Origin of the sequence: Sphingomonas aliaeris (assembly GCF_016743815.1) — a bacterium.
In the GTDB taxonomy this organism is placed as follows: domain Bacteria; phylum Pseudomonadota; class Alphaproteobacteria; order Sphingomonadales; family Sphingomonadaceae; genus Sphingomonas; species Sphingomonas aliaeris.
Genome location: NZ_CP061035.1, coordinates 1,740,652 through 1,765,239, shown reverse-complemented (window position 1 = coordinate 1,765,239; position 24,588 = coordinate 1,740,652). Strand labels below are relative to the sequence as shown.

The following is a 24,588-nucleotide window of genomic DNA, read 5'->3' as shown; positions in this document are numbered from 1 at the left end:
TTGCTGATCAGGCCGGATAGCTCAGCCCACGCTCCGCTGCGATGTCGGCGATCGGCAATGTGGCCAAAGCGGTCGCTTCTTGCAACCGTGCCGCCGCGATCGCGTCGCCCGCGCGCGATCCCGATCCGGGATGACACATGACGAGATGCATCTCCCCTGGCGACTCCAGAAACTTCGGGAAGATCTCCGAATAGTCCCCGGCAAAGCCGTAATGCCCGGCAAATCCACGGTTACATGCCAGGCCGTATTCCGCCGCAGCCGCGCGAAGCCCGCTTGAATGATACGCACTGCCCAGCGCCTTGCCGCGGAACGGGCGTACCAGCATCGCGCCGATCCGTTCCTCGCACGTCCGCAGCCAGGCGCCAGGCGCGCGGCGGGCGGTTTCGGCCAGCACGATATCACGAACGCCCGGCAGCGCATGGCTATGCTGATGACCATCCACGAAGTCCGGCGCTCGTCCCCGGGCCTCCTCGAACCGGTCGAATTGCGCGCGGATTTCCTGCGCGATCTCGTCCAGCGGCAGATTCCCCGCCGCCGCAGCCCGGGCCAGCGGATTGATCGCGGGCATTTCCCCGCTTGGTGCCAGTTTCGGCATTGCGGTCAGCGGCGCCTCGCCCGTCAACACCAGATGCAGGCCGATCTGCATCGTGTCCGGCAGCCCATCCAGCATCGCGCTGTCCGCCCGCCAGTTCGGCATGACCGACATGCAACTCGTCGCGTTCAGTCGGCCCCGTATCGCCAGATCAGCGATGACGCCGCTCACGCCGGACGAGAAAGCGAAATCATCCGCACACAGGATAAGTCGCCGCACGCACCGTCCCCCCATCGCAAACAACGTCCGACTGCGGCTGGAACGCGCGTTCCCGGATACGCTCGCTCCCCAGCCGCCGGGCCCGCAGTCGCGACGCAAGGAACGCGTAGAAGAACCAGTCCCCCGCCCAGCCGATCGTCGCGCTGTAGGTCAGCCGTTCCGCAAGCGTCCACCGGATCGAGGCACGGTCCCGCTCACGCGTTGAAGGGGCGCACCACAGATCCGCGCTGTACCGCATCGCCCCGTATTTCGTGACGCGGTGTATGATCTCGTGATCCTCCAGCACGTAATTCCAGCGGTCGACGTCGAACCCCCCCGCGGCGTTCAGCACGTCGGTCCGGAACGCCTGTCCCGCCCCGCCCGTATGGCATTGCCGCGGCATGATACGCGCCGTTGCACACATCTTGGCTCCCGTCCGCCGCCGCACGCGCGCCTCCGCCTTTTCACAGGCGAAATAGGCTCCCGCGACGACGCAATCCTTCTGTATCAGCAGGTGTTCCGCTGCGGCGAGATACCCGGCCGGATAATATGTGTCCGCATCGCACGTCGCCACATACTGGCTACGTACCCGCCGCAGCCCCGCGGCCAGCGCGGCCACCTTTCCAGGTATCCGTTCGGTCACCAGCAGGTGGTTCACGTTGAGCCGCGCGCACGTCGCGCGCGCGATCGCCGCGCTGTCGTCGGTCGATCCGTTGTCGATCAGCACGATCCGCACCGATACGCTTTGTGACGCAAGGCTCTCGATCGTCCGCGCCAACAGGTCCCGTTCGTTGAAGAACGGCACCAGCACGCTCCACCGCGGATGCTCGTCCAACGCCGTGCGACGCTGCGGGCGGCTGTCGGGAACGGGCAACATATGCATGATCCATCTACCGGTCGAACACCGCAGGGCGGATCACATCGGGCCGGTCGCTGGAAAGGATCGGGCGCCGCCTGTGCCGCCCGGTCGCCGCCAGATGCCACCCCCCGGGTCACCTCCTGCATTCCTGCTAAGACGACGCGCATGCGTAAAACCCGCAGCAAAAACTTGATTTATTTTATAGTCCCACCGTAACGACCTCGTCGCGGACCCGCATGCTCCGCGCTGCGGCTCCTGCCAGCCCGAAGATGCCCAATACGCTGCCGACCGCGACATGCATGGCGACCATCATCGTCGCCATCATCGTCATCAGCGCGGGAACGTCCGCCTGCCGCCCAAGCAGGATCACCACCATTCCTGCGAAGACCAGTTCCTTGTTCGAGACCAAGGGCAACCGCGATACCAACAGCTTGAGCGCGGAGAAGATCAGCCACCACAAGACGGCGATATCCGGCAGCGCGAGATGCCACAGCAAGGCGGTCAGCCCGATCGTCAGCACCGCGCGCGCCGCATGTATCCCCGCAATCGCACGCAGTTCCGCCGGCGGCAGGCTGAACAGCCTTCCCCGCAAAGCCAGCGCGACGACCGGCGGCGCGAGGATCACGCATAGCGACACCGCCGCCGCCCATATCGGTATCCCGATATGCAGCGCACCCATGAACGGCGCCGCCGCCAACGCGACCAGGATCGTGGCACCGTTTCCGACTGCTGCCGACAGGATCGAAACGTCCTTCACTGCGCCGAACGCCGCTCGCCCCGCATGTCCCTCGCGCCGGGCCCAGGCGAACAGATACGCCTCGCCGACATACCCCATCAGCAATTCGTTCCCGATCGTCTTGCGCGCCAGCACGGCGATGCCCGATACCGGGACGTTCCAGATCCGCCGATAGATCGCCCAGTCGCACAGTATCGGCGTGGCATAGGCGATGACGAAGACGATCCAGAAGGAGAGGCTGTGCGGCACGAGCGCGCGTACGGCGTGCCAGTCGAGTGCCCGCAATTCGACCAGCGCGCCCGCCAGCACCGCCAGCGACAGGATCGGCGCGGCGAACCGCACCAACCCTCGCTTCAACGCGTTGGTCGCGGGGTGCGCCATCAAGCCGCGCACCAGTGTCACACCGTGTTCGAACATCCGTTACTGATCCCCACCCTTAACGCAGACGACGCCGCGATGGCCGATCCGCACGCCGGGCCGTCCGCAGCGCGCAAATAGTCTTGTCGATTTCGGGGCCCGCGCGACCTATGACGCACATGCCCGGCCAATTCGCATCCGTGCACATCGCGAAGGGATCCGCCGCCGGGCATGCCGAAACTCGCCATCCCCCGCACGCCGCTCGCGATCGCCGCTTCGCTCGTGATCGCTGCCTTGCTCATCCGGATGCGCGATTTCGGCAATCCGGTGATTCATGTCGACGAACAATTTTACCTGCTCGTCGGCGACCGGATGCTTCATGGTGCCTTGCCCTATGTCGATATCTGGGACCGCAAACCGGTCGGCCTGTTCCTCATCTTCGCCGCTATCCGCTTTCTTCCAGGCGACGGGATCCTGGCTTACCAAATCGTTGCTTCCCTGTTCGCTGCCGCTACCGCATGGCTCGTCCATCGCGGCGCTGCACGTCTAGGGGCGCGGTCCGGTGGCGCCTTCGCAGCGGCATTGGCATATCTGCTCTGGCTGTCCCTGCTCAGTGGTCGCGGCGGACAGTCACCGGTTTTTTACAACCTTTTCGTCACGGCCGCCGCGATCCTGACGCTGCGCCTGCCAACCCTGTCCCGCCCGCGTGCGATCGCTCTCAATGGCGCCGCAGCCTGTCTGCTCGCCGGTCTGGCCATCCAGACGAAATATACTCCGGCGGTAGAGGGCGCCTTTTTCGGCCTGGCCCATCTCCTGTATCTTCGCCGTGCCGGCGCCAGCGTGGTGACCTGCGCACTGTCTGCCACGCTCTGGATCCTGCTCGCCATTGCCCCGACCGCTTTAGTCGCTTTCGATTATTGGAGACGCGGACCCGTCGTGTTCGACGCGTTCTGGTTTTCCAACTTCGCCTCGATCACGCTGCGAAAGGGCTATTCCGCCGCGAAGATCGCCGGACGTCTGGCGGGAAACATCGGGATTCTCCTTCCCCTTCTGGCGTGCACGATCCTGACGGCGCGCGCCCATCCGCGCAGTCCACAGAAGACGCTGATGCTTGGCTGGCTCGCCGCCGCGCTCGTCGCATTCGCCGCGATCGGCGCATTCTTCGATCATTACGCCCTCCCCCTGCTTGCCCCGCTCACCATCCTCTCGGCACCCGCACTGACCCGCCACCGCATGGCGATCCCCGCCATCTTCTCGATCGGCCTGTCGGTGTTCGTGGCCAAGGTTCTGATCTGGCCGACCGATGCGGCGGGCGCACGCGCCGTGGCACGTGTAGTGAAAGCGAATAGCGGGCAGGAATGCCCCTATGTTTTCGCCGGGGACTCGATCACATACCTCCTCGCGGACACCTGCCTACCCACGCCATACGTCTTCCCGTCGACGCTCGCCTATGAACCTGAACGCGGCGCCAGCGGCGTGGACGAGGTCATGGAAGTTCGACGTATCCTGGCCAATCGTCCTCCCGTCATTGTCACGATCGACCCGCCGATGGCCGAATGGAACCGCCAGACCTTTCCACTGGTGCAGTCGGCGCTATCGCGAAGCTATTATCCGATCTTCCGTACGGCGCGCGATCGCGGCCATGTGATCGTCTATCTGAGGAACGATCGCGTTCGCCGAAGCATAAGTGCTGGCGCCGAATTGACACTGTCTCGGTAGACGCTCGGATCGCGCTGCCGGTATGACGATTCAGGTCGAAGTCCGTTGACGACCCAGGCTCAGTTTCATCGCCGAAATGCCGGAGTGCGACCAACCCCGCCGCCTGTGCGAAGGGAAAAGCCTGCCTGGCGGACTCAGAGGTGCCGCAAGGCTGGCTGGGGCGGCAGGGTTCGAACCTGCGAATGGCGGCATCAAAAGCCGCTGCCTTACCACTTGGCGACGCCCCAACAGCGAGGCGGCCTTATAGCGGCGCGCTTCGCTTAGAAAAGCCCTGAAAGTCGAAACTCCGAATACCGGTTCCGCGCCCATCAAACTAGCGAGCAGCGCAACCGAAACCAGCTTGTCGCGATCACACCATATCGAGGTGATGCAGCCACCCGTTCGTATCCGGCGCCGTTCCCCGCTGGATCGCCACCAGCGCTTCGCGCATGCGCATCGTCAACTGGCCCGGGCCACCACCACCAATCTCGAACTTGCCCTCGGGCGACGCGACACTGCCGATCGGGGTCACAACCGCCGCGGTTCCGCAGGCAAATGCCTCGACCAGCATTCCGCTCGCCGCATCCGCACGCCACTGTTCGATCGAATAGAGTTCCTCACGCACGGCGATGCCTTGCGCACGCGCCAGTTTCAGGATCGAGATCGCGGGTGATGCCGGGAAGGATCGTGCCCGTCAGCGGTGGCGTCGACAGGCTACCGTCGGCGAACACGAAGAACACATTCATGCCGCCCAGTTCCTCGACATAACGGCGCTCCGCTGCATCCAGGAAAACGACCTGATCGCATCCGTTGCGGATCGCCTCTGCCTGCGCAACCAAGCTGGTCGCATAGTTGCCGCCGCACTTGGCAGCCCCCGTCCCACCTGGCGCCGCACGCGTATAATCCTGGCTCACCCAGATCGAAACGGTCGGCGCGCCGCCCTTGAAATAGGCGCCGACCGACGAAGCCAACACCATATACAGATATTCGGATGATGGCTTCACGCCCAGGAAGACCTCGCTCGCGATCATGAACGGTCGCAGGTACAGCGAGCCCCCATCGCTCTCCGGAATCCAGTCGCGATCGACTTTCACCAGACGCTCTATCGATTCGAGGAAAAGTGCCTCTGGCAGTTCGGGCATTGCAAGGCGCCGTGCCGAGTCCTGGAAACGCCGCGCATTCGCCTCCGGGCGGAACAAGGCGGTTCCCCCGTCCGCAAGCCGGTACGCTTTCATTCCCTCGAAGATTTCCTGTGCATAATGCAGCACCGACGAAGCCGGATCCATAGACAGCGGCGCGCGCGCGGTGATCTTCGCATCGTGCCAGCCCTTTTCGTCGCTGTACCGGATCACCGCCATGTGGTCGGTGAACACCCGCCCGAATCCCGGATCGATCAGTCGCGTTGCCCGTTCACTGGCTGGAACAGGCATCGCATTGGGTTCGTAAGAGAAAGTCGGATTTGCGTCGGCAGCCATCGCGTCCTCGTTGTTCATTCCGCGATGCAGATTTTGCACGTCCAAGGCGGGTTGCAGACGCGTAAGACGGATGGCAAACCGGGTCAACATGGCCTCCCCGACTCCCTCCGCCTCACCCCTTTTCCTGCGCGAAACCGAACTGCGCCGCGGGATGGAACTGCTGTACTTCGGTAACAGCCATCTGACGCGCTCGATCGATCGTGGCCTGGCTGCACAAGGTCTTGGCCGGGCGCATCACCGCGCCTTGTATTTCATCGCGCGCCAGCCCGACATGACGGTAAGCGAACTGCTGGGTCTATTGTCGATCACCAAGCAATCGCTCGGTCGTGTGCTGACCGAATTGACCGACCGCGGTCTTATCGAGGTCCGGCCCGGAGAACGTGATCGTCGCCAGCGCCTGTTACGGCTGTCACAGGAAGGCTCCGAGCTGGAAGCAAGATTGTTCGATGCGCTGCGCGAACGCCTGTCGGCCGCCTATGCCAGTGCCGGTCAAGCCGCAGTTGGCGGCTTCTGGGCGGTGCTCGAAGGTCTCATACCCGAAGATGAACGTCCCCGGGTCGAAAGCCTCCGGGAATAGCGCGACACCGAGCCGCTACACGCTATCGTTCGGTATGCGGTACCGTGCACCGCTCCCGGCTCAGCGTGCCGCCGCAGCCATTTCCGCATTGCGCCGTTCCGCAGCCGAGAGCGTCGCCGCGACCAGCCGCTTCAACGCATCGTCAGCGTCGAGCACGTTCAAACCTTCGCGTGTCGATCCGCCTTTGCTGGCTACCCTGTCGGCCAACTCTGCCGGCTCCTCGTTGGCCGCCGCGGCCATCAATCCGGCCCCCTCCACGGTTGCGACGGCTAGCCGCTGCGCTTGATCCGCCGGGAGGCCGAGCGCCGCTCCACCTTCCGCCAATGCCTCGATAAAACGGTACAGGAAACCCGGCCCGCTCCCCGCCAGAGCCGTAACCGCATTGAACAGGCCCGCATCCGATACCCATTCGACCAGACCCAGTGGCGTCATCAGCGCAGCAACGTCGGAACGGACTGCATCAGCAGCGCTATCCGAATGCAGTCCGACGACGCCTTTACCGATAGCGACGGGCATGTTCGGCATCGCCCGCACGATCGCGCCTGCATCGAACCGGCTGGCAAGCGTCGACTCTTCAACTCCGGCCAAGATCGAGACCAACAACGGCACTCCCGAGATTCGAAGCGCATGATGCCGAGCGATTTCATCGAGTTGCTGCGGTTTCATGCCGAGCATTATCATGTCGGGCAGCGGGCCGTCGGGCAGGTTCCGCGCCTGCCGTACGCCTTCTGGCAGTACGCGATCCGAACGGTTGATCACATCCACCTGGTTCGCGGTGATGTGTCCGGTATCGATCCAGCGCCGCAGCATCGCGCCGCCCATATTGCCGCAGCCGATCAGCCACAGGCGTTTCAGGCTCATGCCTCGCCCTGTGTATCGGTCATCGCTGCGGCAAGCGCTTCATTGGGCGTCTTTCCGCCCCACATGACGAACTGGAATACCGGATAGAACCGCTCGCACTCGTCGATCGCGGATTCGACCATCAACTCGGCCGAAGCGAGCGATAGCGTACCGCCCTCTCCCTCGATCATCGCGGCATGCCGGTACAGCAATATGCCGCTCGACGACCACAGTTCGAAATGGCCGACCCACAATTGCTCGTTGATCAGTCCGATCGCCTCATAGACCGCCGAGCGCCGCTCATCCGTCACGCGAATATCTGGGAAAGCGAGGAACTGAAGTACACTATCTTCTTCGCGCCAAAGTGCACGAAGCTCATAAGTAGTCCAGCTCCCCTTCACCTGAGCGATCACCTCATCGTCGAGGCGCTCGTTTTCCCAACCATGCGCAGAAAAATAGCTTTCCAGCATATCAATCGGCGCCGCGTCGTCCCCATGATCTTCAACATCAAGCATCACTGTCTGACCTGCCCCCGCGACCACAGACGGACAAGGCGAACATCAAAGCGATCTTGCAGAAAGCTGTGGAGAACGATGGCCTCAGGCTCCCGACGGGGTCGCAGCCGGTGTGGCTGCAGCCTTCGCTTCCAAAGCATCCAGTCGCGCGCGTAGCGAATCCGCCTCGTCGCGAGCCGCCGCTGCCATCGCTTTTACGGCATCGAATTCATCACGCGACACGAAATCCAGACCGCCGATCCATTCCTTTGCCTTCGATCGCGCGCCTGCTTCCGCTTCGCGTCCAACGCCGGCCAACGTGCCTGCGGCTCCATTCACTAATTTGACGAAATCATCGAACATCTTGTTATCGGCTTGCATATTATGTCTCTCTTTGCGGCTTCGTTCATTCATTTGGGTTGCGCGATCAGATGCTGCAAGAGTTTTGGCGCTTCGACGGTCACCGGCCGGTACTAAACTGAAACCGCTGCCACGCTCGACTCTGCCAGACTTCGTGTCAGCAAAAATTTTGCTGACCGGTCGGATCTCACTCGGGCTTGGTTGCAGCGATTAGGAATTCGATGTTCCCTTCCGGCCCCTTTATCGGGCTTTCGACGACGCCTTCGACCATCCAATCCTTATTTTTCAGCCACTCCGAAACTTCGTCGCAGACGCGTGAATGAACCGCCGCGTCCCGTACCACCCCGCCCCTTCCGACTTCTTCTCGGCCCGCTTCGAACTGTGGTTTGATCAACGCGACCATCCTGCCGCCGGGGCGCACGAATGAAATCGGGGTTTCGAGCACTTTTGCCAACCCGATAAAGCTAGCATCGCAAACGATCAGGTCGACGGGATCGGGAATGTGCGAAGCTGTAAGGATACGAGCGCTGGTTTGTTCGTGCACGACTACACGGTCGTCTTGCCTCAGCTTCCACGCAAGCTGGTTCGTGCCGCTATCCACGGCATAGACCCGGCTGGCACCGCGACTGAGCAGGACGTCCGTAAAGCCGCCAGTCGAGGAGCCGACGTCGATCGCGACGACATCCGTTACATCCCAGTCGAAATAATCGAGCGCGTGGGCGAGCTTGATTCCGCCGCGCGATACCCAAGGATGATCGCGGCCGCGAACGTCGAGCGCGATGTCGTCGGCGATCGACTGGCCGGGTTTTTCGATCTTGCGAGTGCCGGCAAATACCAGGCCGGCCATGATGAGAGCCTGTGCACGGGTGCGGCTTTCGACAAGGCCGCGATCCACGAGCAATTGATCGACACGGGTCTTGGGCATCGGGGGTCCTTTGAGTCGGGTTGCAGTAGCGGGTTGTACGGATGTTGCCAAAGGTGCCGCGTGGAGGCGTTTGTGGGCGCACCTTCCGACTGGCGCGGGGGCGTTCGGTTGGGCGCATTCGCTATTGCCTATTAAATTAGTGGGAATAGCTTCCGGGTATGGAAAGCGCGGATTTCCGGGGCTTTTCGAAGCGCAGAGGAGACGAGACGATGGGAAGTTTTTCACCGTTCGACCCGGCCCAACCGACGATCCTGACCGTACCCGGACTGGGCGGATCGGGACCTTCACACTGGCAAACCCTATGGGAAAGCGCACGTCCGGACACCGTTCGCGTCGAATTGGGCATGTGGAACACGCCACATCGCAACGCCTGGGTGACGAAACTGGACCAGGCGATCCGCCAGGCACAGGCGCCCGTAATCCTCGCCGCGCACAGCCTGGGCTGCCTCGCGGTCGCATGGTGGGCGGAACTCACGCGCCAGCCTTATGGCTGGCCGGTCGCGGGCGCACTGCTGGTTGCGCCGGCGGACGTCGATCGCGAACAGGCGCAGAACGAGTTGCGGGCGTTCGGCCCGACGCCGACATCGCCGCTGCCCTTCCCCTCGATCGTGGTCGCCAGCACGGACGACCCCTGGATCGATATCGACCGCGCACACAGCCTTGCGGTGGGATGGGGCAGCCACTTCATCGATGCGGGCGCGCAAGGGCATCTGAACGCGGCCAGCGGTATCGGCTGGTGGAGCGAAGGGCAGGAATTGCTGGAACGCGTCATCGCCGCGGCGAGCAACGGAAAGGGCCGCGCACGGCACCCGACCGATGCGCGATCGATACTGGCGGTCAACGCGACCGACGCCGCACACGAACACTATCTGGGCGGGTAAGACCCAGGACGGGCGCGGCCAGCTCCCAAGCCCGCGCCCGTCAATTTCTGCCACGTGGCCTGCGACCGGCGGGGTGGTTTTGGGCATGTCCTTCGACAGGCTCAGGACGAACGGGGTTGGGCGGCGGTGCTCTCCCGCGAGCCGCCCGCCCCCTTTTACGCCCGCGCGCCCTCCACGACGCCGGTGGCGTTATGGCGGAGCGCGGTGAGGACGGTATCGACGATGGCATCGGCATCGAGCCGGGCGGCGGCATATTGCAGCTCGGGCTTGTCCTGATCCTGGAACAGGTCGGGCAGGCGCATCGTGCGCAGCTTCAGCCCGCCATCGATCAGCCCCTCGTCCGAGGCCAGCGTCAACACGTGCGCGCCAAGGCCGCCGACCGAGCCTTCCTCGATCGTCACGGCGACCTCGTGGGTCGTCAGCAGGCGGCGGATCATCGCTTCGTCCAGCGGTTTCGCGAAGCGCAGGTCGGCGACCGTCGTGCTGAGCCCCTTGGCATCCAGCGCATCGGCGGCCTTCAGCGCCTCGGCGAGGCGCGTGCCGAGCGACAGGATCGCGACCTTCTTGCCCTCGCGCACGATTCGGCCCTTGCCGATCTCGAGCAGTTCGGGCGTCTCGGGCAGCGCGACGCCCGTACCGTTGCCGCGCGGATAGCGCACCGCGATCGGCCCGCTGTCATGCTGCACGCAGGTGTGCGTCATGTGCACCAGTTCCGCCTCGTCCGCCGCCGCCATGACGACGAAGTTCGGGAGCGTGGCAAGATAGGTCACGTCGAACGACCCGGCATGCGTCGCGCCGTCCGCGCCGACGAGCCCTGCGCGGTCGATCGCGAAGCGCACGGGCAGGTTCTGGATCGCGACGTCGTGGACGACCTGATCGTAAGCACGTTGCAGGAAGGTCGAGTAGATCGCGCAGAACGGCCGCATGCCCTGCGCCGCAAGGCCCGCCGCGAACGTCACCGCATGCTGTTCGGCGATGCCGACATCGAAGAAGCGATCGGGATAGGCCTTAGCAAACGCATCCAGCCCTGTGCCCGAGGGCATGGCGGCGGTGATCGCGACGATGCGATCGTCGCTCGCGGCCTCGCTGGTGAGCGCTGCGCCGAACACGTTCTGATATTGCGGCGGTCCGGGCGGTGCTTTCGCCTGTGCCCCCGTGATCACGTCGAACTTCTGCACGCCGTGATACTTGTCCGCCGCGGCTTCCGCCGGGCCGTAGCCCTTGCCCTTCTTGGTCACGACATGGACCAGGATCGGGCCGTCCGCTGCATCGCGAACATTCTCCAGCACCGGGATCAGATGATCGAGATTGTGGCCGTCGATCGGGCCGACATAATAGAAGCCCAGTTCCTCGAACAAGGTGCCGCCGGTTGCCATGCCGCGGGCATATTCCTCCGCCTTTTCAGCGGCATTGTGGACCAGCCTGGGCAGCTTGCGCGTGACCTTCTTGGCGAAGTTGCGCAGGCCCAGATACTCGCTGGAGGACACCATCCGCGCGAGATAGGCCGACAGCCCGCCGACCGGCGGCGCGATCGACATGTCGTTGTCGTTCAGGATCACGACCAGCCGGTTGCCCGCCGCGCGCGCATTGTTCATCGCCTCATAGGCCATGCCCGCCGACATCGCGCCGTCGCCGATCACCGCGATCCCCTTGCCGGGCCGGTCGCTCAATTTATTGGCGACGGCAAAACCCAGCGCCGCCGAGATCGAGGTCGAGGAATGCGCCGCGCCGAACGGATCATACTCGCTCTCGCTGCGCTTGGTGAAGCCGGACAGGCCCCCGCCGGTGCGCAACGTACGGATCCGGTCGCGCCGGCCGGTCAGGATCTTGTGCGGATAGCATTGGTGCCCGACGTCCCACACCAGTTTGTCGCGCGGCGTATCGAAGACGTAGTGGATCGCCACCGTCAGTTCGACCACGCCCAGACCCGAGCCCAGATGACCCCCCGTCACGCCGACCGCCGAAATCGTTTCCGATCGAAGCTCGTCCGCCAGTTGCCGCAATTGCGCAGGCGCGAGGCGCCGCAAATCGGTGGGGGTATCGACGGTGTCGAGCAGCGGCGTGGTAAGAACGTCAGACATTCCCCGGCTTAGACCAGCCAAAAACGCCTGTCGATTGCCCTGCATCAAGTGGGCTGGGTGGCGGTGATATCCGGACGGGATCTGCAAGGCTTCTGCATGCGGGCAGTCGGCCGCAGGACGCTACGGCAAGGCTTTAGAAGGGTTGGCGTCCGGCGGCTCGAGCCTTCGTATCCGCCAGTACGATCGTCATTCCCGCGCAGGCGGGAATCTATAATCGACGGCGCCCGTGCCTGTCTCATTGAAGTCAGCCAGTATGGATTCCCGCCTTCGCGGGAATGACGAGGGGGTGGAGGGCAGCGTGTTTAGACGATCATACGGTTGGAAGAGCATCTCGGTTACAACCTAGAACCGGTGCCGGCCGATTGAACATTCTGAAGAAACGTCCGGCGATATCCACCGTTCGTGCCGGCCGTCAGTTCGCCGCGTCGCAATCCGCGCAGGTTCCGCGCACCTCGATGACCGGGCGGATGGGCGAAAAGCCGGTGGCTTCGGCGGCGGATCGCACGCCGTTGGTGATCACGTCGTCGTCCAGATGGACGGTGTTGCCGCACGAGTCGCAGACCAGGAAGATGCAGTCGTGCAGGCAATCGGGATGCGCGTTGGCGACATAGGCGTTGGCGCTTTCGACCTTGCGCGCGAGGTTGGAGGCCACGAACAGGTCGAGGATGCGGTACACGCTGTTGGCGGCGACGCGGCGGCCTTCCGATTTCGAGACGGCTTCGGCGATGTCGTAGGCGGATGCGGGCTTTTCGAACCCGGCCAGCGCCTTGAAGATCTGCGCGCGCATCGCGGTCCATTGCTCGCCGGATTTCTCCAGCGTGGCCTGGGCCGCCTTGTTCAGATCGGTGCCTTGCGGCTCGTGGTGATGATGATGCGAGGCCATATGATCAAGGTAAGCCCTCGGGGGCGGCGGGGCAAGTTGCGCGCCGCTGGCCCCGACTTCAGTTCACCGCGCGGCGATTGAGATCGTGGCCGAGTGCGAGCAGGCCGACGCCGACCAGGGTCCAGACCGTCTCTCCGCTGGAACCGTCATGCGGCAGGTTCATCGCACCGGCCATGATGCCCAGTCCGAGCGCGCCGACCGAGGCGGGCATCATATAGCCATGCTGGACGATGCCGCGCCCGAGCGCGAGGATGCCCAGCCCGATCGCGATCGTCAGGCCGATTTCGTGGAAAAGCGGATTGAGCAACAAGCCGCCCGCAGTCGACAGCAGCGCGAGCAACACCGCGCTGGTCAGGCAGTGCACCATGCACAGACCCGACAGGCCGATCGCCCAGCGATCGGCATGCGACTCGATCCAGTCGAGCGTATTGGTCTGCATCCGGGACGCCATCGTTCGAGCGATATGGCATGGGGCCTGCCGAGTTACAATATATCATTTGGCGCTTTTTCCCGTGTGCAGGGGCAGGTTACGATCATGGACGCGACCGCGTGGCTCCAGTAAGTGGCTGGGCATGCTTCAGGCTTCCATGCAAAACCAGTCGTCCGCCCCTGCCCCCGCCCGGTCCGTCGCGCTCCAGCCAGCGACCGCGCGTCCGGCGGCGATCGCGACCTGGCTGTTCGTCGTCGCGGCGATGATCGTCATGATCGTGATGGTCGGCGGGATCACGCGGCTGACCGAATCCGGGCTGTCGATCACCGAGTGGAAACCGGTCAGCGGCGTGTTGCCGCCGCTCAACCAGGCGCAGTGGCAGGCGGAATTCGACAATTACAAGCGCATCCCGGAATATGCGCAGATCAACAGCGGCATGACGCTGGACGGGTTCAAGGCGATCTTCTTCTGGGAATATGTGCACCGGTTGCTGGCGCGGCTGATCGGGTCGGTATTCGCCTTGCCGCTGATCTGGTTCGCAGTGCGACGGCAGATTCCGCGCGGCTATGGGGCGCGGCTGACGGCGATCCTGGCGCTTGGTGGACTGCAGGGCGTGATCGGCTGGTGGATGGTCTCGTCCGGGCTGAGCGTCCGCACCGATGTCAGCCATATCCGGCTGGCGGTGCATCTGATCACGGCGCTGGTGACGCTGGCGGGGACGGTGTGGACGGCGCTCGACCTACGTGCGCTGGCGCGCGATCCGGGCGCGCGGCCGGCAGGTCTGCGGCCGATCGCGGTGCTGGCCTTGGGGTTGCTGTTCGTCCAGATCCTGCTGGGTGCGTTCACGGCGGGGCTGGATGCGGGCTACGCCTTTTCCAGCTGGCCGCTGATGGGCGATGCGATGTTTCCGGCCGGGGGATGGCATGCGGGGTGGTCGGCGACGCGCAATGCGATCGACAATCCGATCGTCGTGCAGTTCCTGCACCGCTGGGTCGCGTTCGCCGCGGCGGCGGGGCTGGTCTGGCTCGCGCTCCGGGCGAATGCGGCCGGGGGCAAGGGTGCGGGGCATGCGATCATGACGCTGGTGGCGTTACAGATTTTGCTGGGCATCGCGACGTTGATGACGGGCGTGGCGATCCATGTCGCGGTGGCGCATCAGGTAAACGCCGCGTTGCTGCTGATCGCGACGACCTGGGCAGCGCATGTCGTCGGGCGCAAAAGCCTCGTGGTATCCTGATACCCGTCAGCAAAGCCGCACAAAGCTTGACTTTGCGGAGGGTGCGGATCATTAGGACGGCAATCGCGCCGCTCAGGAATGGGCGGCGCGCTTTCGTTTAACTCTGGAAGGTCACAAGCCCCATGAAGGCGCTGATGAAGACCACCAAGTCGGTCAAGCCGTACGAGGTGGAGAAGAAATGGCATATTATCGATGCCGATGGTCTGGTCGTCGGCCGCATGGCGTCGATCGTCGCGAACATCCTGCGCGGCAAGCACAAGCCGAGCTTCACCCCGCACGTCGATTGCGGTGACAATGTCATCATCATCAACGCGGACAAGGTGCGGTTCACGGGCAACAAGCTCAAGGACAAGATCTACTACAAGCACACCGGTTATGCCGGCGGCATCAAGGGGATCACCGCGGGCAAGGTGCTCGAGGGCCGCTTCCCGGAGCGCGTGATCGAGAAGGCTATCGAGCGGATGATCCCGCGTGGCCCGCTCGGCCGTGAGCAGATGCGCAACCTGCGCGTGTTCGCCGGCTCCGAGCATCCGCACGCCGCACAGGACCCGCAGGTCCTCGACATCGGCAGCATGAACCGCAAGAACAAGGTGGGCGCATAATGTCCGACAACCGCCAGTCGCTTTCCGACCTCGCCGGCCTGACCGGCCAGGCCCCCGCCCAGCAGAATAACGGCGAGAGCACGCCGGTGCTCGCAGGTGACGAATACGCACCCTCGGCTCCCGTGATCGAGCGTGAACCGATGCCGCTGCGCGAGCAGATCATCGACAAGCAGGGCCGCGCCTATGCAACGGGCCGCCGCAAGGACGCCGTCGCTCGCGTGTGGCTGAAGCCCGGCACCGGCAAGATCACGATCAACGGCCGCGACCAGGACGTGTATTTCGCACGCCCGACGCTGCGTCTCGTCATCAACCAGGTGTTCGGCGTGACCGAGCGCGAAGGTGCGTACGACGTCGTCTGCACCGTCAAGGGCGGTGGACTGTCGGGCCAGGCCGGCGCCGTGAAGCATGGCATCAGCCAGGCGATCACGAAGTACGAGCCGGTCCTGCGCGCACCCGTCAAGGCAGCAGGGTTCCTGACCCGCGACAGCCGCACGGTCGAGCGTAAGAAGTACGGCAAGGCGAAGGCGCGCAAGAGCTTCCAGTTCTCGAAGCGCTAAGCTTTACGTTCAACTCTACGCGAAGGGGCGGTCCGGCGACGGGCCGCCCTTTTTCGTTCGCGGGGGTATCGGCGGCATGATATCCGCGGACCGTCGGGACTTTGATCCACGGCGGGGCATTGCGGGGGCAGCCGGTGACGATCATGAGACGCGCTTCGATGATCTGCGCCGTGGCGACGATGCTGGGCGCGTGCGCCACGCGGGATGCACGGACGACGCCGGCCTATCTGTCGCCCGTCCAGGCCGTGTTCAACGCTGCGGCGCGCCCGCAGGGGGTGACTGGCGTGTTCGAGATGGTGGTGCGGGCGAGCGGGCGGCAGGACAGGATGTTGTACCTGAATTCCGAGCTCGACTATCGCGACCATCGAAACCTGACGATCGCGATGTCACCGGCGATCGAGCGGGAACTGCAGAACAGGATCGGCGGGCCGATCGAACCAAAACTGCGGAACGTGGTGATCGCGGTTCGCGGCACGGCGAGAAAGACACGGATCGATTTCACGCGAGATGGCCGACCGACCGGCAAATATTATTTCCAGACGCATGTCTGGCTACGATCTGCGCGTGACCTGACCGTCTCCGGGGAGCGGCCCGCTCGTTAGGACCGACCGGCATCTCTGTTCCAGAGCAGGGTGACATAAGGTCGTTCTACTTTCGCCGTTCGAGCTGAGCATGTCGAAGGGGCGGGCAGCCGGGGACGGGTGCTTCGACAGGCTCGGCACGAACGGTAGAGGGGGATCCATCTCGCCAGCATTCCCGGGTGACGGGACATTTTTCGGGCACCTTTATCCAGCGACCGCAGCGGTCGATCCGCCGCAGCGCCCCGGGCTCAGGCGGGTGCCTCTTCCTGTGGAAGAACCGTATCCGCCTTTTCACCGAAATTGCGGAGTACGACGTCGAAGCTGCCGTCTTCGATGCGGATTTCGTTGAACGAGGGCGGCATGGCGCGGGTGCGTTCGGAGAGTGTACCCGCACCGATCATGCGGAGTTTGTGGCCGGACACCTCATGCACGACATCGAACGGATCGTGGACGTGGCCGGTCAAGACGGCCGACGCCCCTGCCCTGGCCAAGGCCTCGAACGCCTGCTGGCCGCGCCGCGTATCCGAAGTCGCCTGCGTATCGGCTTCGATCAGGGGATGATGGCAGGCGATGAAGATCTGACGGTCCGCGGGGACGGCTTCGATCAGGCGCAGCGTCTTGCGGAGCTGATGACCCGACACATAGCCTTTCGACCAGTTGCGGAACTGGAACCGCACCGTCGTGACCAACGGCACGATCGCCACGCCCGGTAGATCGAGCGGCTTTTCGATCAGGCGTTCGATCTTGTGATAGCGATGATACGGCCGAAGAAACCGGCGGAAGAGATTGTACAGCGGAAGATCGTGATTGCCGACCTCCACCGTCACGGGCACGCCGAGACGCTTCAACCAGGCGAGCCCGGCGTCGAATTCGGCGGAGCGTGCGCGCATCGTAAGATCGCCGGTCATGACGACCGCATCGGGGCGTTCGGTATGGACGAGGGATTCGAACCAGGCGACGGCGGCGTGATTCTCGCGCCCGAAATGGACGTCGCTGACGTGAAACAAGCGTATCATGAGCCGTCGAACGCGCAGCGCGAAGGAAAGTCCCGGCGCGACCGACACTTATAGGTTCGAAAAGGCTCACCGCGTTGGGAGCGTCACCGGATCAGAACGTCGCGCCCTCGTCGATGCCGTGATGCGTTCGCCGGTCATAATCCTGATCGCGCAGGCCGATCCGCCTGACCGCCGCCAGCGCCGCTGCGTCCGCGGTGGCGCAGGTCGCGCCGGCGATCGCCGCCTGTATTTCGGCGCGTCCCGAATATCCGTTGCGCACGTGCCAGGCCTCGTGCCGTTCGAGCGCGGCGATATAGTCGTCCCAATGCGCCAATACTTGCGCGGGGACCGCCGTCCGGTCGGAGAGGCGCGGCATGCGCACCGACGCTTCGAACGACAATGTCGCGCCCGCCAGATCGCACCCCCCGGCACCGACTTTCCACGACCAGCGCCAGGACCAGTTGCTCAACGCGTCGACGCCTTGCCGATCGTTCGGGTCGATAAGACGCAGCCTTTCGATACTCGATCGGATCGCCACCACTGTGCCACCGGGCACATCGTAATAGGCGAAGGCGATGCCCGGGATATCGGCGAATGGTGAGACGGGCTGCGCGGCGACCGGCGCGGCAAACGCCGATACTGCAAGAATTGCCGCCTTCACGCCTCCGCCCAGCGCCTTAGCAAATTGTGATACACGCCGGTCAACTGGACGACGGCCGCATCCCCCTGCCCCTGCGTCGCCGCCACGGATTGCACCGCGCTGTCGAGATCGAACAGGATGCGGCGTGCGCCATCGTCGCGGATCATCGACTGGATCCAGAAGAAGCTGGCGGTGCGCGTGCCCTGCGTCACGGGTTCGACCCGGTGCAGGCTGGACGCGGGATAGAGCAGCATGTGGCCGGCGGGCAGCTTGACCGACTGCACGCCGAACTGATCCTCGATCACCAGTTCGCCGCCTTCATACGCCTGGGGCGGTTCGAGGAACAAAGTGGCGGACAGATCGCTGCGGATGCGGAAGTCGGTGCCGCGACGAATGCGGATCGCATTGTCGATATGCATGCCGAACGCCTGCCCGCCGGCATAGCGGTTGAACAATGGCGGGAACACCTTGAGCGGCAATGCCGCGGCGACGAACAGAGGCGACCGGCCGAGCGCATCGAGGACGATATCGCCCGCACGTTTGGCGGCGTCCGAATCCTCGGGCAATTGTTCGTTGCGCTTGGCGAGCGCGGATTGCGCGCCCGAGGTGACGTTGCCGTCCACCCAATCCGCAGCATCGACCAGCGCGCGAATGCTGGCGACGGCGTCCGCGTCCAGCACGTCTGGGATGGCGATCAACATGAGACGGTGGCGGCAGGCGTCATGACGCTGCCCTCATATCCCAAGCCGATCCCCATCCCCAACGCTTTCCGTTCAGAAGCTGTAGTACAGGCTGAACACCGCGGATCGAGCCTCGCCGGGGGTTGCCCAGCCATTGTTGCGGATGCTGGTGAAATACTTCGCGTTGGTGAAGTTCTGCACGTTGACCTGCGCCGTCAGGCCGGTGGTGACCGGATAGGACAGGAATGCGCGGTGCGTGGTGTAGGATTGCGAGGCAAAGATCGGCGTCAGCGTCGTCGTCGGCACCAGCGGGGTCGCCAACGCCGAATTGTTCAGCTTGAAGCTGCCCTGATAGGTCAGGCCGTAGCCGAGTTGCAGCCCGAACGGCAGCGTATAGGTGGTGAACAGGCTGCCCGAATGCTTCGGGGTGTTGATCAGCTGCTCGCCAGCCTGCGGATCGACGATCGCCGCGGAGTTGCCGCAGGGGTTGGTCACCGGAGTGCCGGGCCGCGGGCCGGGATTGGCGAGACAGAAGTCGGATACGCTCTGTTCGACCTTGCTCTTCAGATAGGTGTAGTTGGCGAAGATGCTCCAGGCGCGGGTGATGTTGCCGCTGGCGCCCAGTGCTATGCCGTCGACGCGGGCGCGGCCGTCCGTGACCGGCAATGTGGCGACGATAGGATCGTTGGTCGCGACGCGGTAGTTGGTCCGTTCGTTGCGGAACACCGCGGCCGTCAGTTGAAGCTTGCGATCGAACAGGTCGGCCTTTGCCCCGATCTCGTAATTGACCGCGCGTTCGGGCTTGACGTCGCACGGATCGAGCGCGCCGGACGGGGCGGTGACGAGCGTGCCGCAGCCCAGGCGAACGGTCGCCGATGTCGGCGTGCGCGAGTTGCCGTACGAGGCGTAGAGGCTGACGGTTTCGACCGGCTTGAAGTTGAGACCGAAGCGATAGGAGAAGAGTTTCTCGTTGCTCGTCTGGTCCAGGCCGCGCGTATAGGCGCCCAGGGTGGTGCCGACGGTGGTCGAGAAGGTGTCTGCACGGAAGCGGCCTTTGGCCTGTTCGTAGCGCAAACCGACGCTGAGTTCGAGTTGCGGCACGACCTTCAGCGTATCGAAGAAATAGGCCGCGACGTTGCTGCTATTCCCTTGCGATCGGCCCGACCGGATGAAGTTCACCGGGCCGGTATAGACGGTGTTCGGATCGGTGAGGCTGATCGCCGGCTGTGCGACGGTCGATCCGTCAGCGTTGCGCAGGTTGGCGCCGTTGACCAGCTCGTAATCCTCATGCGTCAGCGAGACGCCGAGCACCGCCGTATGCTCCATGCCGAACGTGTCGAACACGCCGCGCAGATCGGTCTGGTTGTAGAGCAGCTGGTTGACCTGATTGCGCACGGTGCCGCGCGGGCCGCTGGGGTAATAGGTGTTTGGCGTGTTCTGGGTGGTCGGACATGCCAGCGCGGTGGTCGCCGTCGCGGTGGCGGGAAGCGGCTGGAACCCGTTGGCCAGGCAGAACACGCCCTGCGGCGCGCTGGTGACCGAGTTCTGGCCGACGCGCTGCCAGCGGGTCAGGTTGCGGATCGATACATTCCCGCTGAACTGGTGGCTGAACCGTGCGGTCGCCTGATCGAGCGTGATATCCTGACGGTCGAGGTTGGAAATGCCGAAATAATCTGAGCGATCGACGCCCGGCAACAGGCCGGTGCTGACGGCGTTGCGGAAATACGGGACGCCGTAGATCGGGACGTTGTCGTCCTTCTGGTGGACGTAGGACAAGGTCAGGTTGGTCGGCGATCCGGCGCCGATCAGGACCGATGGCGCGATGCCCCAGCGCTTGTTGTATTCGACGTCGCGGCCGGGAACGTCGTTGCGGTGATAGACGCCGTTCAGCCGCACCGCGATCAGATCGTTGACGCGGACATTGCTGTCCACGGTCGCGCGGTAATAATCGTCAGTGCCGATGCCGGCCTGCGCGACGGTGAGGTTTTCCGACTGCGGCGTCTTCGTCACCAGGTTGATCGTGCCGCCGACGGAGCCGCTGCCGCTAAACACGCTGTTCGACCCGTTATAGACCTCGACCTGTTGCAGGTTGAACGTTTCGGACCGGCTATACTGCGCGCTGTCGCGCACGCCGTCGATCGTGATGTCGTTGTTCGCGGAATAGCCGCGCAGGTTGATGCTGTCGCCATAGCCGCCGCCGCCTTCGCCCGCGCCGAAGGTGATGCCGGGGATAGTGGTCAGCACGTCGCGCAGCGTGAGCAGGTTCTGCTTGCGGATCGTCTGGTCGCCGATGACGGTGATCGTCTGCGGCGTATCGAGCAGCGAGCGCGTCGCCTTCGGGCTCTCGACCTTCTTTTCCTGGCGACCGTTGACGAGGATCTGGTCGGCGTTGGTATCGTCCGTCGGTGCAGCGGCAGGATCGGCAGCGGCGACGGGTTCCGGAGCGTTTGCCGTTGCCGGCGACGTCAGGAACGCGCCCACGCAGGACATGGCGAGGAAAGCCGGCTTCATGGCCGATGCGCGACGGTTGGTAGTCAAGGTAGGTCCCCCTTTTCGGTGTCGGGAGCCGGCTATTGCGAGTCACTCTCATTGTCAACGCTATTGAGAGTAATTCGCATATTTGTCGCAGAATGTATCGGGACAGTCGTCTGGCCCGCCAACCTCGACAGCCCATCACCGCTTGCGAAGCTGAGCATGCTTACTATATGCTTCGCTGATGGAAAATATCGGGTTCCTGATCAGCGATGTATCGCGGCTGATGCGCCGGCGGTTCGATGAGCGCGCGCGGCAGATCGGCGTGACGCGCGCGCAGTGGCGTGTGCTGACGACGTTGCGGCGGCACGAGGGCAGCAATCAGGGCACGCTCGCCGACCTGCTGGAGGTGGAGCCGATCACCCTTTGCCGGATGATCGATCGGCTGGAGGAGGCCGGGCATGTCGAGCGCCGCCGCGACCCGGCGGACCGGCGCGTCTGGAGGATCTACCTGACCGACACGTCGCGACCGTTGCTGGGCAAGTTGCAGGTCATTGCGGGCGGGCTGTTCGACGATGCGCTGGACGGTCTGGACGCGGACCAACGCGAGCGGTTTTCCGCGACGCTCGAAACCATTCGCGCGAACCTGAATTCCACCGAAGACGACATTCCTGCACCGAACTCAAGGCAGAGCAGAGCTGACAATGGCTGACGCAGACCCCCGGAAGCCGATCGCCCCGACCGCTGCCGCGACGGTGGCGACGGCCCCCGCCCCCGCCCCCACTCCGCCGGAAACGGTGGCGAAGCGCAGCTGGTTGCGGCCGGCGCTGATGATCAGCCTGCCTTTGCTGGTGATCGCGTTCGCCGGGTATCTGTGGGCGACGTCGGGGCGTTTCGTATCGACCGACAATGCCTATGTGCAACAGGACAAGGTGTCCGTTTCGGCGGATGTCGCAGGCCGTATCGTCGAGGTGGCGGTGCGCGAGAACCAGCGCGTGAAGGCGGGCGACCTGCTGTTCCGGATCGATCCCGATCCGTACCGCATCGCCGTCGAACAGGCGGAGGCGGCGGTTTCGGACGCTCAGGTGCAGGTGGCGACGCTGCAGTCCAGCTATCGCGGCACCAATGCGGATATCCAGGCGGCGCAGGACCAGATCCTCGCGGCACAACAGGATTACGACCGGCAGGCCGCCCTGATGAAGCAGGGCTTCACGACGCGGGCGCGGCTGCAACAGTCCGAGCATGCCTTGCAGCAGGCAAAGGCGGCGCTGGGCAATGCGCGGGCGAGCGCGGACGAGGCGCGGTCGAAGCTGTTGCCCGGATCGAACGGTATCGCGCCCGCCATCGCGGCGGCGCAGGTGCAGCGCGCGAAGGCGACGCTCGATCTGAAACGGACCGCGGTCTATGCACCCTATGCCGGGACGATCAGCCAGTCGGATCGGTTGCAGGTCGGCCAGATGATGGTCAGCGGCCTGCCCGCCGTGTCGATCGTCAAGAGCAACGCGGCGTGGGTCGAGGCGAACTTCAAGGAAACCGACCTGAACAAGATGCGCGTCGGGCAGCCCGCGGAAGTGACGTTCGACGCGTATAAGGGCCTGAAGTTGAAGGGCCACGTCCAGTCGATCGGTGCGGGGACGGGATCGGAATTCTCCGTGCTGCCGGCGCAGAACGCGACGGGCAACTGGGTGAAGGTGACGCAGCGCGTGCCGGTGCGGATCGCGATCGACGAGGCATCGCCGCGCGCGCTGATCGCCGGGCTGAGCGCGGACGTATCGGTCGACGTGCGCGATCATGGCGACCGCTAACCCACCGGCGGGCGGCGTCGATCCGCTCGCCGAGGTGCCCGCAACCGCGGCGGCGGTACCGGACGAGGATCGCGCGGCGCTGTATACCAGCAACCGCCCGCTGCTGACGTTCGGTGTCATGGCGGCGACGATCATGCAGATCCTGGATTCGACGATCGCCAACGTCGCGCTGCCGCACATGCAGGCGTCGCTGAGCGCGACCGCTGACACGGTGACCTGGGTGCTGACCAGCTATATCGTCGCGTCGGCAGTGGCGATCCCGATGACCGGATGGCTGTCCGACCGCGTCGGGAGCCGCAACCTGTTCCTGTATTCGATCGTCGGCTTCGTCATCGCATCGATGCTGTGCGGCCTTGCCACCAACCTGCCGGAAATGGTGCTGTTCCGCGTGCTGCAGGGGATTGCGGCGGCGTTCATGAATCCGCTGAGCCAGACGGTGATGATGGACATCAACCCCAAGTCCAAACAGGCCGGCGCGATGTCGATCTGGGGGATGGGCGTGATGGTCGGGCCGATCCTGGGGCCGGTGATCGGCGGGTGGCTGACCGACAATTATGACTGGCGCTGGTGCTTCTACGTCAACGTGCCGGTGGGTGTGGTGACGTTCGCGATCCTGTGGTTCCTGCTGCCGTCGCGCGACAAGAGGTTGCGGCGGTTCGACCTGTTCGGCTTCGCGACATTGGCGCTGGCGATCAGCGTCTTCCAGCTGATGCTCGACCGCGGCCAGACCAACGACTGGTTCGGATCGTGGGAGGTGCGGATCGAGGGGATGATCGCATTGTGTGCGGCGTGGATGTTCGGCGTCCATCTGGTCACCGCGAAGGAACCGATGTTCGAACGCAGTCTGTTCGCCAATCGCAACCTGTTGACCGGTATCGGCTTCATGGTCGTGATCGGCGTGCTGATGACCGCGTCGCTCGCATTGCTGCCGCCGATGCTGCAAAGCCTGTTCGGCTATCCCGTGCTGGAGACGGGCATATTGCTGATGCCGCGCGGGATCGGGATCGTCGTCAGCATGGCGGTCGCCGGGCGGCTGATGAAGGCAAACGTCGATCCGCGACTGCTGGTCGGCGGCGGGTTGATCATCGCGGCTTATTCGCTGTGGGACATGACGGGCTGGACGATCGAGATGGGATCGACGCCGTTCATCGTCACCGGCCTGATCCAAGGCGTCGGGTTGGGCCTGATCTTCATCCCGCTGAACATCATGGCGTTCGGCACCCTGCCCCCGCACCAGCGGACCGAGGGCGCGAGCCTGATGAACCTGTCGCGCAATATCGGCGGATCGGTCGGCATTTCGGCCGTCACCGTCCTGTTGGCGCGCAACATCCAGACGAGCCATATGGAGATCGGCAGCCATGTCACGGCCGGCGGACTGAACGGCGCGGACCCGATCGTCGGCAGCATTTTGGGCGGCAGTACCGATGCGGCGCTGGCGATGGCGGACGCAATGGTCAACCAGCAGGCGGCGATGATCGCCTATCTGGACGACTTCAAGCTGATGATGATCCTGACCTGCATGGCGATCCCGCTGGTCCTGCTGTTGAAGCGTCCCAAGCCCGCGCCGCCGGGGGTGAAGGAAGAGGCACCCGCGGTTCACTTCGACTGACGACACGACGCCGCCCCTTGCGCG

The 24,588-nt window shown here is 64.2% G+C and carries 24 protein-coding genes, 1 tRNA gene and 1 pseudogene; 10 read left to right on the top strand and 16 right to left on the bottom strand.

The features are described from left to right. Nucleotides 1–7: 7 nt before the first annotated feature. From H5J25_RS08335 to H5J25_RS08325, 3 genes are all read right to left on the bottom strand, one after another. Nucleotides 8–811, bottom strand: coding sequence for a ChbG/HpnK family deacetylase (locus H5J25_RS08335; RefSeq protein WP_202095604.1), 804 nt, complete (start codon nucleotides 809–811; stop codon nucleotides 8–10). Continuing rightward, on the bottom strand, nucleotides 783–1,673 hold the full coding sequence (locus tag H5J25_RS08330; RefSeq protein WP_225883444.1) for a glycosyltransferase family 2 protein: 891 nt from the start codon (nucleotides 1,671–1,673) through the stop codon (nucleotides 783–785). Before H5J25_RS08330 ends, H5J25_RS08335 begins: the two co-directional genes overlap by 29 nt. A gap of 175 nt (nucleotides 1,674–1,848) precedes the next feature. Next, entirely contained in the window at nucleotides 1,849–2,802 is a 954-nt protein-coding gene (locus tag H5J25_RS08325; protein ID WP_202095602.1) for a hypothetical protein, read from the bottom strand. Between the two features lie 171 nt (nucleotides 2,803–2,973). Between H5J25_RS08325 and H5J25_RS08320 the strand changes: the two genes are divergently transcribed. After that, a complete protein-coding gene (locus tag H5J25_RS08320) occupies nucleotides 2,974–4,461 on the top strand; it encodes a hypothetical protein (RefSeq protein ID WP_202095600.1) in 1,488 nt (495 codons plus the stop codon). A gap of 152 nt (nucleotides 4,462–4,613) precedes the next feature. On the opposite strand, the gene H5J25_RS08315 is transcribed toward H5J25_RS08320, so the two are convergent. After that, nucleotides 4,614–4,688: transfer RNA gene (locus H5J25_RS08315), tRNA-Gln, on the bottom strand. A gap of 122 nt (nucleotides 4,689–4,810) precedes the next feature. Beyond that, nucleotides 4,811–5,915 (bottom strand): annotated as a pseudogene (locus tag H5J25_RS08310) (branched-chain amino acid aminotransferase). Nucleotides 5,916–6,003: 88 nt separating this feature from the next. On the opposite strand from H5J25_RS08310, the gene H5J25_RS08305 reads away from it, so the two are divergent. Next, nucleotides 6,004–6,492, top strand: a complete 489-nt coding sequence (locus H5J25_RS08305; RefSeq protein ID WP_202095598.1) for a MarR family transcriptional regulator — start codon at nucleotides 6,004–6,006, stop codon at nucleotides 6,490–6,492. A 60-nt stretch (nucleotides 6,493–6,552) separates the two neighbouring features. On the opposite strand, the gene proC is transcribed toward H5J25_RS08305, so the two are convergent. The 4 genes from proC to H5J25_RS08285 all read right to left on the bottom strand — a co-directional run bounded on the left by proC (nucleotide 6,553) and on the right by H5J25_RS08285 (nucleotide 9,111). After that, nucleotides 6,553–7,353 (bottom strand): pyrroline-5-carboxylate reductase, encoded by an 801-nt coding sequence (gene proC, locus H5J25_RS08300; protein WP_202095596.1) that lies wholly within the window; start codon nucleotides 7,351–7,353, stop codon nucleotides 6,553–6,555. Beyond that, entirely contained in the window at nucleotides 7,350–7,847 is a 498-nt protein-coding gene (locus H5J25_RS08295; RefSeq protein WP_202096178.1) for a type III secretion system chaperone family protein, read from the bottom strand. Before H5J25_RS08295 ends, proC begins: the two co-directional genes overlap by 4 nt. Before the next feature lie 84 nt (nucleotides 7,848–7,931). Continuing rightward, nucleotides 7,932–8,207, bottom strand: a complete 276-nt coding sequence (locus H5J25_RS08290) for an accessory factor UbiK family protein (RefSeq protein WP_202096176.1) — start codon at nucleotides 8,205–8,207, stop codon at nucleotides 7,932–7,934. A gap of 166 nt (nucleotides 8,208–8,373) precedes the next feature. Then, entirely contained in the window at nucleotides 8,374–9,111 is a 738-nt protein-coding gene (locus H5J25_RS08285) for a TlyA family RNA methyltransferase (protein ID WP_202095595.1), read from the bottom strand. Between the two features lie 209 nt (nucleotides 9,112–9,320). Between H5J25_RS08285 and H5J25_RS08280 the strand changes: the two genes are divergently transcribed. Next, the gene (locus H5J25_RS08280) at nucleotides 9,321–9,992 is read left to right on the top strand and encodes an RBBP9/YdeN family alpha/beta hydrolase (protein ID WP_202095594.1); all 672 of its coding nucleotides are present in this window, start codon (nucleotides 9,321–9,323) and stop codon (nucleotides 9,990–9,992) included. A gap of 155 nt (nucleotides 9,993–10,147) precedes the next feature. On the opposite strand, the gene dxs is transcribed toward H5J25_RS08280, so the two are convergent. The 3 genes from dxs to H5J25_RS08265 form a co-directional block, all read right to left on the bottom strand. After that, complete coding sequence (gene dxs, locus H5J25_RS08275) at nucleotides 10,148–12,073, bottom strand: 1-deoxy-D-xylulose-5-phosphate synthase (protein WP_202095593.1); 1,926 nt, start codon at nucleotides 12,071–12,073, stop codon at nucleotides 10,148–10,150. A 412-nt stretch (nucleotides 12,074–12,485) separates the two neighbouring features. Next, a complete protein-coding gene (locus H5J25_RS08270) occupies nucleotides 12,486–12,956 on the bottom strand; it encodes a Fur family transcriptional regulator (protein ID WP_202095592.1) in 471 nt (156 codons plus the stop codon). Nucleotides 12,957–13,014: 58 nt separating this feature from the next. Next, complete coding sequence (locus H5J25_RS08265) at nucleotides 13,015–13,407, bottom strand: MerC domain-containing protein (RefSeq protein ID WP_202095591.1); 393 nt, start codon at nucleotides 13,405–13,407, stop codon at nucleotides 13,015–13,017. A 136-nt stretch (nucleotides 13,408–13,543) separates the two neighbouring features. On the opposite strand from H5J25_RS08265, the gene H5J25_RS08260 reads away from it, so the two are divergent. From H5J25_RS08260 to H5J25_RS08245, 4 genes are all read left to right on the top strand, one after another. Beyond that, a complete protein-coding gene (locus H5J25_RS08260; protein WP_202096174.1) occupies nucleotides 13,544–14,623 on the top strand; it encodes a COX15/CtaA family protein in 1,080 nt (359 codons plus the stop codon). 122 nt (nucleotides 14,624–14,745) lie between these two features. Continuing rightward, the gene (gene rplM, locus H5J25_RS08255; RefSeq protein WP_202095589.1) at nucleotides 14,746–15,225 is read left to right on the top strand and encodes a 50S ribosomal protein L13; all 480 of its coding nucleotides are present in this window, start codon (nucleotides 14,746–14,748) and stop codon (nucleotides 15,223–15,225) included. Next, nucleotides 15,225–15,782, top strand: a complete 558-nt coding sequence (gene rpsI, locus H5J25_RS08250) for a 30S ribosomal protein S9 (RefSeq protein WP_202095587.1) — start codon at nucleotides 15,225–15,227, stop codon at nucleotides 15,780–15,782. The genes rplM and rpsI overlap by 1 nt, the downstream gene beginning before the upstream one ends. 143 nt (nucleotides 15,783–15,925) lie before the next feature. Next, nucleotides 15,926–16,384, top strand: coding sequence for a hypothetical protein (locus tag H5J25_RS08245; protein ID WP_202095586.1), 459 nt, complete (start codon nucleotides 15,926–15,928; stop codon nucleotides 16,382–16,384). Nucleotides 16,385–16,611: 227 nt separating this feature from the next. Here the strand turns inward: H5J25_RS08245 and H5J25_RS08240 are convergent, their stop codons facing one another. From H5J25_RS08240 to H5J25_RS08225, 4 genes are all read right to left on the bottom strand, one after another. Beyond that, nucleotides 16,612–17,379: a metallophosphoesterase family protein gene (locus H5J25_RS08240; RefSeq protein WP_202095585.1), complete on the bottom strand. Its 768-nt coding sequence runs from the start codon at nucleotides 17,377–17,379 to the stop codon at nucleotides 16,612–16,614. Nucleotides 17,380–17,470: 91 nt separating this feature from the next. Then, nucleotides 17,471–18,019, bottom strand: a complete 549-nt coding sequence (locus H5J25_RS08235) for a DUF922 domain-containing protein (protein ID WP_202095584.1) — start codon at nucleotides 18,017–18,019, stop codon at nucleotides 17,471–17,473. Continuing rightward, nucleotides 18,016–18,699, bottom strand: a complete 684-nt coding sequence (locus tag H5J25_RS08230) for a Fe2+-dependent dioxygenase (RefSeq protein WP_202095583.1) — start codon at nucleotides 18,697–18,699, stop codon at nucleotides 18,016–18,018. Before H5J25_RS08230 ends, H5J25_RS08235 begins: the two co-directional genes overlap by 4 nt. A gap of 72 nt (nucleotides 18,700–18,771) precedes the next feature. Beyond that, nucleotides 18,772–21,189: a TonB-dependent receptor gene (locus tag H5J25_RS08225; protein WP_202095582.1), complete on the bottom strand. Its 2,418-nt coding sequence runs from the start codon at nucleotides 21,187–21,189 to the stop codon at nucleotides 18,772–18,774. A 205-nt stretch (nucleotides 21,190–21,394) separates the two neighbouring features. On the opposite strand from H5J25_RS08225, the gene H5J25_RS08220 reads away from it, so the two are divergent. The 3 genes from H5J25_RS08220 to H5J25_RS08210 are packed head-to-tail and all read left to right on the top strand — an operon-like array spanning nucleotide 21,395 to nucleotide 24,564. Beyond that, nucleotides 21,395–21,862: a MarR family winged helix-turn-helix transcriptional regulator gene (locus H5J25_RS08220; protein ID WP_318781358.1), complete on the top strand. Its 468-nt coding sequence runs from the start codon at nucleotides 21,395–21,397 to the stop codon at nucleotides 21,860–21,862. Beyond that, nucleotides 21,855–22,955: an HlyD family secretion protein gene (locus tag H5J25_RS08215; protein WP_202095581.1), complete on the top strand. Its 1,101-nt coding sequence runs from the start codon at nucleotides 21,855–21,857 to the stop codon at nucleotides 22,953–22,955. Before H5J25_RS08220 ends, H5J25_RS08215 begins: the two co-directional genes overlap by 8 nt. After that, entirely contained in the window at nucleotides 22,942–24,564 is a 1,623-nt protein-coding gene (locus H5J25_RS08210; protein WP_202095580.1) for a DHA2 family efflux MFS transporter permease subunit, read from the top strand. Before H5J25_RS08215 ends, H5J25_RS08210 begins: the two co-directional genes overlap by 14 nt. Nucleotides 24,565–24,588: the final 24 nt, after the last annotated feature.